Here is a 12,371-nt window from a genome sequence, read left to right on the forward strand (position 1 = left end):
GTTCCTCCGTTCTGTGAACGACTTCGTTCCGTGGGCGAGACGGCATCGTCGCCGTCATCGTTACGGCGAGCCTATCATATCGGCATGCGGTAGGCCGTCCGCGACGCGGCATGCGTGGCAGAGGAGTAGCCCGTCTGGTGTCCCTCCCCGCGCGGCTCAGGCCTCTTCGTGCCAGCGTGGGTTCTGGCCGAACGTGTAGCCCTCCGGGTTGTCCATCGCGGCGATGTCGCGCATGTCCTGTTCGTCGAGTGTGAAGCCGGTCAGATCGAGGTTGGCGCGCTGACGGTCGCGATGCATGGACTTGGGGATCGCCACGTCGCCCAACTGCAGGTGCCAGCGCAGGATCGCCGCCACCGGGGACACGTGATGCTTGGCGGCGATGCGCGTGATGGTCGGGTCCTTGAGCATCTGATTGGCGCGGCCCAACGGGCTCCACGCCTCGGTGATGATGCCGTGCGCCTCATCGTAGGCGCGCAGCTCGTTCTGTTGGAAGTACGGGTGCAACTCGATCTGGTTGACCGCCGGCGTGACCCCGGTGGCGCGGATGAGCAGGTCGATGTGGCCGGGCAGGAAGTTGCTCACGCCGATGTGCCTGACGATGCCCTGCCGCTGCGCGTCGACAAGCGCCTGCCACGCTTCGACGAACTGGCCCTGCGACGGGTTCGGCCAGTGGATGAGGTACAGGTCGATGTAGTCGAGTCCCATGCGGGCTACGGATTCTTCGATGGTGGTGCGCGCCTGATCGTACTGGTGGTGGCGTCCGGGCAGCTTCGACGCGACGATGATCCGCTCGCGCGGCACGTCGGATTCGCGGATCGCCTTGCCGACAATACCCTCGTTCTCGTAGTTGAACGCCGAGTCGATGAGCCGGTAGCCGACCTCCAACGCCGACCTGATGGCCTCGGCGCCGGCGAACCCGTTCACCTTGTATGTGCCGAAACCGATGGCAGGCAACTCCAATCCGTCATGCGCGCGGCGTACCGGAATGGACGGCGGTTCCATCAATGTCATGATCGCTCCTTTAATCGAACCAATAGGTTGTTGCACTGCCCACTATAGAGATCTCCGCATGGGGACATCCCGACCTTGCCGACGTATGATGAACGATATGGACGAACGATGGGCGAAAGCATTGCGGGCCAAGGGCATTGGCGTTGGCGGCGACGGTCGGCATCACGGCGGACGCGCAATTGACGTTCCGCATGGGACCGTGCGGAACCAGTCGTACGTGACGGGCGCCGCCGTGTCGCGGGCCAGGCCGTTCAAGGCCACCGGACATAAGGGCGGCATCAGCCGGCAGGGCAGCTGAACCGATCGGCTGGGTGCGGCGTTGCGACTGGCCTTGCCGGCCGATACGCCTGCGTATGCCAAGTCGTTACGTGGAAACGGGTACGTGGTCACTGTCATACGAACATGTGAGGAGGATCGATGACGGACACGGCAAGCCTGCCGGTGGCGATCGCGCAGTATACGGTGGCACGGGAGTCGGAACGCAACCTGATGATGATCGACGCGTTCGCCCGGGACACGGCGGACGGTGGTGCGCGCGTGCTGGTGCTGCCGGAAGGGCTGATCGCCCGCGACGGCGATGACGACTCGTTCGCGGCCGCCCACGCGCAACCGCTCGACGGCCCGTTCGTGACCGGACTGCGACGCGTCAGCGCCGATCGTCATATCACGTTGATGGGCACGGTCCACGTCGTCCCTGCCATCCCGCGACATGGCGAAACGCAGTCGGACGCGCGCGTATCCAACATGTTCCTCGTCATTCGCGACGGCGAGATCGTGGCGTCCTACAGCAAACTGCACCTGTACGACGCGTTCTCCGCACGGGAATCCGATGCGGTGCTCCCCGGTACCACACTGCCGCCCGTCGTGGACGTCGACGGCTGGCGCCTCGGCGTGATGACCTGCTACGACCTGCGGTTCCCCGAAACCGCGCGCTCGCTGGCCGTGCGCGGCGCCGACGCGATCGTGGTCAGCGCCGCATGGGTGCGCGGCGATCTCAAGGAAGCCCATTGGAAACTGCTGACGGCGGCGCGGGCAGTGGAGAACACCTGCTACGTGCTGGCCTGCAGCGAGGTCGGCACGCGCAACATCGGCTGCAGCCGCATCATCTCGCCCATGGGCGAGGTCATTGGGGAGGCGGACGACGAACATCCCGGTCTCGTCGTCGCGACGCTGTCCCGCGACCGTCTCGAGACCGCGCGTCGCGTGTTGCCGGTCCTCGCCAACCGCCGTTTCGCCGACCCGCAGCTGCGGTGATCGGACCTGCTGGTTCCCGGGATTTGCGGTGGAAAATCGCGGGAACCGGGTGATGTTCGCTTTTATGATGGCAAGGTTTGAAATCAGGCCGAAACGTCGTGTTCGATGTGTTAGGAAATGTGAGGTTTCCGGTTCCCGGGATTATTCGGCGCGATCCCGGGAACCGGCTATATTGGTGTCTTCCCCACAAGGCCGATCATCAGGAGGGACAATCATGCAGGAACGTCGCGGCGCGCTCAAGGCCGGCGAGAAGGTGCAGTTCACCGACCGCAAGGGCAAGAAGATCACCGACCAGCTGGTCGCCGGCGGCTCCACGCAGACCGAGCACGGTCTGATCCTCCATGATGACGTGATCGGTCGCACGGAAGGCGTCGTCGTGACCACCGTCACCGCGAAGCGCGACGCGCAGGTCAATCAGGTGCATCCCGAACGTGATGCCAACAAGCCGTGGAAGGCAGCCCGCGCGATCGGCGGATGGGACTATGCGGTCATGCGCCCGCGTCTGGCCGACTACGTACTGTCGATGCCGCGCGGCGCACAGATCATGTATCCGAAGGACATCGCGCAGGTCATCCAGCTCGGCGACATCCGCAAAGGCCTGCACGTGCTCGAATCGGGTGCCGGCTCGGGTGCGATGAGCGTGAACCTGCTCGACGCGGTGGGGGAGAACGGTCGTCTGACCACGATCGAGCTACGCCCCGACTTCGCTCGCGTGGCCGAGGCGAATGCGACCCTGTACTACGGCGACAAGCCGGCATGGTGGGATCTGAAAACCGGCGACTTCGACTCGGTCGCCGCGACCCTGCCGGAGCATGAATACGACCGCATCATGCTTGACATGCTCGACCCGTGGAACCGGCTCGAACAGGCGTACCGCGTGATCGCGCCCGGCGGCGTGCTCGTCTGCTACATCACCACGACCACGCAGATGTCGCGTCTGGTCGAGGCGCTGCGCGACTCCGGCCGCTGGACCGAGCCGGATATCCAGGAGACGTTGGAACGCAGTTGGAAGGCGCAGGGACTGGCCGTGCGCCCCGACCACCAGATGATCGGCCACACCGGCTTCCTCGTCGTCTCGCGCGCGATGGCGGAAGGCTTCGCGGCACTTAAGAAACGCGATCGCGTCACCAAGGACACGACCACCGACATCGATTCGCTCACGGACGAGGAGCGCGCCGCGCAGCTCGAGGACCTCGAACTGCGCGACATCTCCGATCGTAAGCTGCGCAAGGTACTGCGCGATCTGGACGCGCAGGTCGCGCAGCTGGATGAGGCCGCCGACTGACGGACATGCCGTGCAACACACGGGCGGAAAGTTCACTTTCATCGGCCATAATAAGGGCAGTTTTATTCTGATCGGGAAAGGGACTCGATGGCCGTCAAGTTGGGCAGGATAGCGAAGCAGTCCAAGGCATACGAACACATTCTCATCATCATGCGTCACGCGAAGGCCGAACCGTTCGGGGAACACGGCGATCGTGATCGTCCGCTCGCCGACAAGGGCCTGAAACAGGCGAAGGCCGTGGGCAAGGGGCTGCTCGAACTCAAGCTCGTCCCCAACCGTATCGCCTGTTCCGGCGCCCTGCGCACGCAGCAAACCTGCGAGCGGATGCTCAAGATCTTCGGCGACGTGCCCAAGGTCGACTATCGGCAAAGCCTGTACGACGGCGGCCTGCAGGCCGTGCTCGACGAGCTTGCGCACACCAAGGACAAGCATCGCGTGCTCATGGTGCTTGGTCATGAGCCGACCATGTCGATCGTCAGCCAATGGCTGGCTTCACCCGAATCCGATCCGGCGACGCTCGACCGGCTCAACCTCGGCCTGTCCACCGCATCCGTCGCGATCTTTGGATCGAACAAGCCGTTCAGCCAATGGCAGCTGCACGACGCCGACCTTATCGCCGTCGTCACGCCCAACGACTTCGACTGAACGCCGACCGGGCCGTGCCGCCGCGTGACGACTTGGGCGTTCGCGGCATGTGCGGTTATAGTCTGCATTTATAGCGACACCCAAGTTCCCCTGATGTCTTATGACAGGCCGTTCTGTGATAGGTTGGCCGGGTTGCATTCGTAAGATTCGGGAGGAATCATGTCCGCACTGACTTCCGTTTCCGGTTTTCCGCGTATCGGTCAGAACCGCGAACTGAAGAAGATCATCGAAGCCTACTGGAAGGGTGCCGCCTCGCTGGACGATGTGCGCGCGACCGCCAAGGAGCTGCGAGCCAAGCACTGGAAGCTGCAGGCCGACGCTGGCGTCGATCTGATCCCCAGCAATGACTTCAGCTACTACGACCAGATGCTCGACACGGCGATCCTGCTCAACGTGATTCCGCAGCGCTACCAGCGTCTCGCGTTCGACAATCCGGAGGAGACGCTGTTCGCGATGGCCCGCGGCTATCAGGGCGACAAGGGCGACGTGACCGCCCTGCCGATGAAGAAGTGGTTCACCACCAACTACCACTACCTCGTGCCGGAGATCGAGCCGTCCACCGAGATCAAGCTCAACAGCACCAAGCCGTTCGACGAGTTCAACGAGGCCAAGGCGCTCGGCATCCTCACCAAGCCGGTGCTCATCGGCCCCTACACGTTCCTCAAGCTCGCCCGCAACGACAGCGCCGAGGAGATCGAGTATGACAAGGGCCTCGTGAACGCGGTCGCCGCCGTGTACGCCGAAGTGCTCGCTAAGTTCACCGAGCTTGGCGCCGCATGGGTGCAGATCGACGAACCGTACCTCGTACTCGACAAGGAGCCGGGCGACGTCGAACTGTTCAAGACCCTGTACACGAAGATCCTGCCTGCCCGCGACGGCAAGGTCAAGGTGCTGCTCAACACGTACTTCGGCCACATCGCCGACGTGTACGAGACCGTCAACCTGCTGGGCTTCGACGGCATCGGCCTTGACCTCAACGAAGGCAAGGACGAGAACCTCGCCGCCGTCCAGCAGTACGGCGTGAACTCCGCGACGACGATCTTCGCCGGCGTGGTCAACGGCCGCAACATCTGGCGCAACAACTACGCCGTGAGCCTCGGTCTGCTCGACGCGCTCAAGCAGGTCACGCCGAACGTCGCCGTGTCCACCGCCTCCTCCCTGCTGCACGTGCCGTTCAGCACCGAAGGTGAGACTGCGCTCGACCCGGCCGTGCTCAGGCACTTCGCCTTCGCCGTCGAAAAGGTCGGCGAACTGGTCGAGATCGCCAAGCTGGCCGACGCAAGCGACGACGAGAAGAAGGCATCCGCCGAACTGGCCGCCAATCAGGCGCTGTTCGACGGCACGCGCGTCGCCGCGGACCCGGCCGTCGCCGAGCGTATCGCCAAGCTCACGCCGGACGACTTCGTCCGTCAGCCGGCCCGCGCCGAACGCCAGAAGGAACAGCGCGAGGCCCTCGGCCTGCCGCTGCTGCCGACCACCACGATCGGCTCCTTCCCGCAGACCAAGGAGATCCGCGCCGAGCGTGCCCGCTTCCGCAAGGGCGAGATCACCAAGGACGAATACGACACGTTCATCAAGTCCCAGATCGACGCCTGCATCAAGCATCAGGAGGAGATCGGCCTCGACGTGCTCGTCCACGGCGAATTCGAGCGCAACGACATGGTCGAATACTTCGGCCAGAACCTCAACGGCTTCCTGTTCACCAAGAACGCGTGGGTGCAGTCCTACGGCACCCGCTGCGTGAAGCCCCCGATCGTGTGGGGCGACGTCTCGCGCGCCAAGCCGATCACCGTCGAATGGTCGAGCTACGCGCAGAGCCGCACCAATCATGTCATGAAGGGCATGCTCACCGGCCCGGTCACCATCCTCAACTGGTCCTGGCCGCGCGAGGACATCACCCACGAGCAGCAGACCCAGCAGCTCGCCCTCGCCATCCGCGACGAGGTGCTCGATCTCGAGGCCGCCGGCATCAAGGTCATCCAGATCGACGAGGCCGCGCTGCGCGAGAAGCTGCCGCTGCGCAAGACCGACTGGCACAAGAAGTACCTCGACTGGGCCATCCCCGCGTTCCGTCTCGTGCACTCCGGCGTCAAGCCGACCACGCAGATCCACACGCACATGTGCTACTCGGAGTTCAACGACATCATCCGCGACATCGACGCGATGGACGCCGACGTGATCTCCTTCGAGGCGTCCCGCGGCGACCTCGTCGTGCTGGACGCGATCCACGACGCGCACTTCGAGACCGAGGCCGGCCCGGGCGTCTACGACATCCACTCGCCGCGCATCCCGTCCGAGCAGGAGATCGAGGAGCGCATCTACGAGATCCTCAAGAAGATGGACGTCGAGAAGGTGTGGATCAACCCCGACTGCGGTCTGAAGACCCGCGGCAACGCTGAAACCTGGCCGAGCCTCGAGCATCTGGTCGCGGCTGCCAAGGCCGTGCGCGCCAAGCTCGCCTGATTCCGCCGATCACCACGGCTCCCCTCGCACGAGGGGAGCCTCTTCATGTAACCCCACGTACACACGTACAGGAGCATCAACCATGCACTCTCCGATGTTCTCGCTGGAAGTCTTCCCCCCGAAGCGCGATGCGCCGATCGGTACGATCTACGACGCGCTCGACGGGCTCGAAGGGCTCAAGCCGGACTTCATCTCGGTCACCTACGGCCACGGCACCCACGCCGACCGCACCGCCACCGCACGCATCGCCAACACGATCCGCAAGGACTACCAGATCCCCACGGTCGCGCACCTGACCGCCCTGTACTCCGACAAGAGCCGCATCGACGAGGCGCTCGACCTGTTCGAGGACGCCAAGGTGGGCGGCGTACTCGCCCTGCGCGGCGACCATCTCGACGGCTGCGAGCCGGTGGGCGTGTTCAACCACGCCAACGACCTGATCGCCTACATCCACGAGCGCCGGCCCGATCTCAAGATCTTCGCTGCCTGCTATCCGGAAGGGCACATCGAATCCGATTCGCTGGACGACGACATCGCGCACCTGAAACTCAAGGTCGACGCCGGTGCCTCGCATCTGATCTCCCAGCTGTTCTACGACAACGCCGACTTCTACCGGTTCCTCGACAAGGCACACGCCGCCGGCATCGACGTGCCGATCGAAGCGGGCATCATGCCCGTCACCTCGGCGAAATCCGTGTATTCGATGGCCGCGAAAAACCGTACGCGCATCCCCAAGGCCGTGGCTGCCATGCTCGACAAGTGGGGCGACGATCTGCCGTCGCTGCGCGCCGCCGGCATCAACTTCGCCGCACAGCAGATCACCAACCTCGTGGCGAACGACGTGGACGGCATCCACCTGTACACCATGAACCGCGCTGCCACCGCACGCCGCATCTGGCATAACGTGGAGCCGCTGTTCGCCCGGTGATATCGTCTGCGACCGTCCGGCCATGACCGAAACGGCCGCAGGATGCACATGTTGCGCCCGCAGGTGCAGTACATTGGAATGTTATGGACGCAACGCGAGATTTCAAGGTAAGCGCACGTGAACTGATCCACGCCGGACTGCAGGATCTGGACAACGCCCGCGAACAGTTCGGCAAGCTCGTCGCCGATGGCGTCGGCGAGCCGCGGTTGCGCGCACTGCTTGTCGCGCTGGAGAAGGCGTGCGATCCGGACGTGGCGCTGCGCAACCTGGTCGACATCATCAACGCCATGCAAAGCCAGGGACGGCCGTTGTCCGAGATCCTGCCCGACGACAAGGCCTTCGCCCGGCTCATCGCCGTGCTCGGCGTGTCCGACGCGATGGGCAAGTTCATGCGATTCCGTCTCGACCTGGTCGAGGCGGCCGCCAGCGACGCCTGCAACTCGCACCTGTTCAACCACGACCAGCGCCGCGACCACGTCCTGCGTTCGGTCGGCGCCGATCCCACGGACCGGGACGCGCCCACGGCCACGCTCGACCTCGCCGACGCGACCACCGCGCTGCGCCGCACCTACCGCAAGCAGCTCGCCGCCATCATCGCGCAGGACACCACCGCCGACGATCCGATCGCCCTGCAGCCACGCATCAGCGAGGAGCTGTCCGACCTCGCCGACGCCGCACTGGAAGGCGCGCTGGCCATCGCACGGCACGAGATCGACGGCAGCGAACACGTACGGTTCACCATCATCGGCATGGGCAAGCTCGGCGCGCGCGAACTCAACTATGTATCCGACGTCGACCTCATCTACGTCGTCGAACCGGCCGACCACGACATCGACCGCCAGACGCTCACCCGCATAGGCACCAAAATGGGCACGTTGCTGCAACGCGTCTGCCAGTCCGTCATCATGGGCGTCGCCGAGCCGACCCTGTGGCAGATCGATGGCGGCCTGCGCCCCGAGGGCAAGGACGGCCCGCTCGTGCGCACGCTCGACTCGCACCGCGGCTACTACGAGCAGTGGGCGGAGAACTGGGAGTTCCAGGCGCTGCTCAAAGCCCGGCCGGTCGCCGGAGACAAGCGACTCGGCCAGGCATACATGGACATGACGCAGCCGTTCGTCTGGGCCGCGTCGAAACGCGACAACTTCGTCTACGACTGCCAGAAGATGCGCAAACGCGTCGAGGACCTCATCGCCGCGCCGCTCAAGGACCGCGAGATCAAACTCGGCAAAGGCGGACTGCGCGACGTGGAATTCACCGTGCAGATGCTGCAGCTCGTGCACGGCCGCACCGACGAATCGCTGCGCACCTCGTCCACGCTCGAATCGCTGCAACGCCTGTCCGACGGTGGTTACGTGTCGCGCAAACAGGCGGTGAAGCTCTCGTGGGACTACCGGTTCGAACGCGTCATGGAGCACCGCCAGCAGATGTGGGCGCTCAAACGCACCCACCTGTTCCCCGACCTCGGCCCCGGCAGCGTCGGCGGTCTCGACCGCAAGCGCAACGTCACCGACGAGGCGCTCAACCAGAACTCCGAACTGCGCCGCCTCGCCCGCGCGTTCGGCATGCATCCCGAGGAGCTTGTCGAACGCTACGACGAGACGCGCCGCGAGGTGCGACGGCTGCACATGGACATCTACTACCGCCCGATGCTGCCGATCGCCGCCTCGTCCGACGGCGACGAGGTGACCCTGTCCGAACAGGCCGCGCACGAACGCTTCGCTTCCATCGGTTTTGCGGACACCGACGCCGCCATGCGCCACGTGCAGGCGCTCACCTCCGGCGTCTCGCGCGCGGCGAAGATCAACCGCATCATCCTGCCCGCCGTGCTCCAGTGGCTCGGCCAAGGGCAGAACCCCGACATGGGCCTGCTCAACTGGCGTAAGCTCGAGGAGCACTTCGGCACCGACAGCGAATACCTCGGGTTCCTGCGCGACTCCACCTCCGCGGCGCAACGCCTGTGCCACATCCTGTCCAACTCTCGGTTCCTCGGCGACGCGCTCAACAAGTCCGTCGTCTCGGTCACCTGGCTCGGCGACGACGACCGGCTGCGGGCGCGGTCGCGCGAGAGCCTCGACGTGCAATGCGTGTCGTCGCTGGCCCGCAACTCCGACAACATCAACGATTTCGCCACGTCGATGCGCGCGATGCGCCGCCACGAGATCGAACGGATCGGCCTGGCATGGATGAGCGGTGTGATGGACGACGCCGATTCGCTGCACGGCATGACCGACGTGTACGACGCGATCATCGACGCGTCGCTCACGTGGGCGATCCGCAGCCAGTGCCGCGAACTCGGCCTGCCGGAGAACCGCCCGCCGGTCGCCATGGCGGTGGTCGCGATGGGCCGGTACGGCGGACGCGAGGTCAATTTCAGCTCCGACGCGGACGTCATCATCATCTATCGGCCGAACGGCGACGTCATCGGATCCGGTGCGGAGGACGCCGGCACCGGCGCGAGCGGCGCGTTCGACGAACAGGCCGCCAACCAGTTCGCACGCAAGGTCTGCGAATCGTTGCGCCAGATCCTGCAGGGGCCGACCACGCTCGAACCGAAGATCGAACTCGACATGGACCTGCGCCCCGAAGGCAAGAACGGGCCGCTGGTACGTTCCTACGACTCCTGCTGCGAATACTACACGTCTTGGGCCAGCACCTGGGAGCATCAGGCGTTGCTGCGTGCACGCTACGCGGCCGGCGACCGCACGCTCGCCGAGGATTTCCTGCGCGACATCGCCGACCCACTGCGCTACCCGGTCAACGACCTGACCGACGCGCAACTCGGGGAGATCCGCAAGCTCAAGGCGCGCATGGAGGCCGAACGGCTGCCTCGCGGCGTGCGCCGGGAACGGCATCTCAAACTCGGCAAGGGCGGGCTGTCCGACGTGGAGTGGACCGTGCAGCTGCTGCAGCTGCGCCATGCCGGCGACCATGCGGCGCTGCGGCTCAATTCGACGCTCGAGACGCTGGACGAACTGGAACGCATGACGATCATCAGCACCGCTGACGCGATCGTGCTGCGCAAGGCGTGGCGCATGTGCACGGCCGCACGCAACGGCAACTATCTGTGGAACGGGCGCGTCAATCAGGCCGACATCCTGCCGGACGACATCTATTCGCTCGGTGGCATCGCCGTGTACCTCGGCTACGATGCGCACCGCGGCCAGCATTTCGAGAACGACCTGCTTGGCGCGATGCGCAAGGCGCGCGACGTGACCGAACGGCTGTTCTACGGCCGTTGATCCGCCGGGACGTCGCGCTACTATAATGTCTTGCAATGTCAGCAAAGGAGCAACCATGACATCGAGCAAGCTGCTGTTCATCGACATCGACGGCACGTTGGCCGACGAGCACCACGTCGTCCCCGAATCGGCGCAACGCGCCTGCCGGCAGGCGCAGGCCAACGGCCACAAACTGTTCATCAGCACAGGCCGGTCATTGCCGAAGATCGAACGCAGCATCCTCGACCTCGGCTTCGACGGCGTGGTGTCCGTGGCCGGCGCGCAGGCGAACATCGGCGACCGCATCCTGTTCCAGCATCTCGTCTCGCCCGAGGCCATCGATGCGGCGAACGCGTACTTCGTGCGGCACGGCATCGAAAGCTACCAATGGCAGGGCGCGGACGGCATGTACATCTCGCGCGGCTATCTGCGGCATCTGCAGGCGAAGCAGACCGCGTGGGGGAGCAGCGAGTTCTCGCGGTTCTGGCATCTCATCGACGAGGTGGAAGTGCCCGAGGGCACGACGTTCGGCCATGTGATCCGTGCAAGCAAGGGCTCGTATTTTACTGGACCCGATCCCGACGTGAGCTTCGAGGACGTGAGCCGCGATATGAGCCCGTGGTTCGTGAACGTGCACGGCTCATACGACAAGATCTCGCCGAACAACGGCGAGCTGCTCATCAATGGTGTGGACAAGGGAACCGCGGTGCGCGAGGTCGCGCGATTGCTCGGCTATGACATCGCCGACACGATCGCCATCGGCGACAGCGACAACGACGCCGCCATGCTCAAGGTGGCGGGAACCAGCGTGGCCATGGGCAACGCCACGTATGGCATCCAGGAGTTCACCGACATGATGACCACCGACATCCACGACGACGGACTGGCGAATGCGTTCGCGATGCTGGGGCTGGTGTGATGGGTTGATGGACTGATGTGATGGACTGATGGTCGCGGGTGCGGTGGTGATGCACAGTCGCGGTGCGCTGTTGCACGACACGCCGTCTGATGGTCGTCGTGCGTTAACCGGGAGGTTGTTTTAGCGTCCTACACTGATGGCAGCGGGTTGGTATGGCCTGTTTCGACACGCCGAAGGAACCGTGTGTTTGCAACGGTTTCGTCGGTTCTTTTGTGATGCGATTTGCGCGATTCGGTGGTCGCGTGTAAATTCATATCTCGCTGCTCAGCACGGCGGACTTCTCCAAGAGATTGAAGAAAGCCTGCTGATGTGGTGGTGGTTTGAGAACTCAAGAGCGTGTTTGTACTACTTTTTAGAGTCAATGTTTTGATTGCCAGTCCGCTTGCCTCCTCTGGCTGTTTCGGCCGGGGGTTCTGCGAGAGCAGGTGATGGTGAGCGGGGTTTTTGTGCGAACGTCCTTCCTTATAGGATGTTCCGTCAATATGTATTGAGAGTCATCTGTCGATGCTCTTTCATGAAGTTTTTTTGTGGAGGGTTCGATTCTGGCTCAGGATGAACGCTGGCGGCGTGCTTAACACATGCAAGTCGAACGGGATCCGACCAGCTTGCTGGTTGGTGAGAGTGGCGAACGGGTGAGTAATGCGTGAC

General features: G+C 64.2%; 9 protein-coding genes and 1 rRNA gene. 9 read left to right on the forward strand and 1 reads right to left on the reverse strand.

Annotated features, from left to right (window positions below):
* Positions 1–156: 156 nt before the first annotated feature.
* A complete protein-coding gene (locus DSM100688_RS10870) occupies positions 157–1,005 on the reverse strand; it encodes an aldo/keto reductase (RefSeq protein ID WP_152359129.1) in 849 nt (282 codons plus the stop codon).
* Between the two features lie 103 nt (positions 1,006–1,108).
* On the opposite strand from DSM100688_RS10870, the gene DSM100688_RS10875 reads away from it, so the two are divergent.
* The 9 genes from DSM100688_RS10875 to DSM100688_RS10915 form a co-directional block, all read left to right on the forward strand.
* Positions 1,109–1,309, forward strand: a complete 201-nt coding sequence (locus tag DSM100688_RS10875; protein ID WP_152359112.1) for a hypothetical protein — start codon at positions 1,109–1,111, stop codon at positions 1,307–1,309.
* Between the two features lie 119 nt (positions 1,310–1,428).
* On the forward strand, positions 1,429–2,265 hold the full coding sequence (locus tag DSM100688_RS10880) for a nitrilase-related carbon-nitrogen hydrolase (protein WP_152359113.1): 837 nt from the start codon (positions 1,429–1,431) through the stop codon (positions 2,263–2,265).
* 214 nt (positions 2,266–2,479) lie between these two features.
* The gene (locus DSM100688_RS10885; protein WP_152359114.1) at positions 2,480–3,550 is read left to right on the forward strand and encodes a tRNA (adenine-N1)-methyltransferase; all 1,071 of its coding nucleotides are present in this window, start codon (positions 2,480–2,482) and stop codon (positions 3,548–3,550) included.
* A gap of 87 nt (positions 3,551–3,637) precedes the next feature.
* Complete coding sequence (locus DSM100688_RS10890) at positions 3,638–4,195, forward strand: SixA phosphatase family protein (RefSeq protein ID WP_152359115.1); 558 nt, start codon at positions 3,638–3,640, stop codon at positions 4,193–4,195.
* Positions 4,196–4,354: 159 nt separating this feature from the next.
* Complete coding sequence (metE, locus tag DSM100688_RS10895; RefSeq protein WP_152359116.1) at positions 4,355–6,658, forward strand: 5-methyltetrahydropteroyltriglutamate--homocysteine S-methyltransferase; 2,304 nt, start codon at positions 4,355–4,357, stop codon at positions 6,656–6,658.
* 82 nt (positions 6,659–6,740) lie between these two features.
* On the forward strand, positions 6,741–7,586 hold the full coding sequence (metF, locus tag DSM100688_RS10900) for a methylenetetrahydrofolate reductase [NAD(P)H] (RefSeq protein ID WP_152359117.1): 846 nt from the start codon (positions 6,741–6,743) through the stop codon (positions 7,584–7,586).
* An 83-nt stretch (positions 7,587–7,669) separates the two neighbouring features.
* Complete coding sequence (locus DSM100688_RS10905; RefSeq protein ID WP_152359118.1) at positions 7,670–10,825, forward strand: bifunctional [glutamine synthetase] adenylyltransferase/[glutamine synthetase]-adenylyl-L-tyrosine phosphorylase; 3,156 nt, start codon at positions 7,670–7,672, stop codon at positions 10,823–10,825.
* A 55-nt stretch (positions 10,826–10,880) separates the two neighbouring features.
* Positions 10,881–11,723, forward strand: coding sequence for an HAD family hydrolase (locus DSM100688_RS10910; RefSeq protein WP_152359119.1), 843 nt, complete (start codon positions 10,881–10,883; stop codon positions 11,721–11,723).
* A gap of 524 nt (positions 11,724–12,247) precedes the next feature.
* Positions 12,248–12,371 (forward strand): 16S ribosomal RNA (locus DSM100688_RS10915); the annotation flags it as partial.

It is taken from the genome of Bifidobacterium ramosum, assembly GCF_009299505.1.
GTDB lineage: Bacteria > Actinomycetota > Actinomycetes > Actinomycetales > Bifidobacteriaceae > Bifidobacterium > Bifidobacterium ramosum.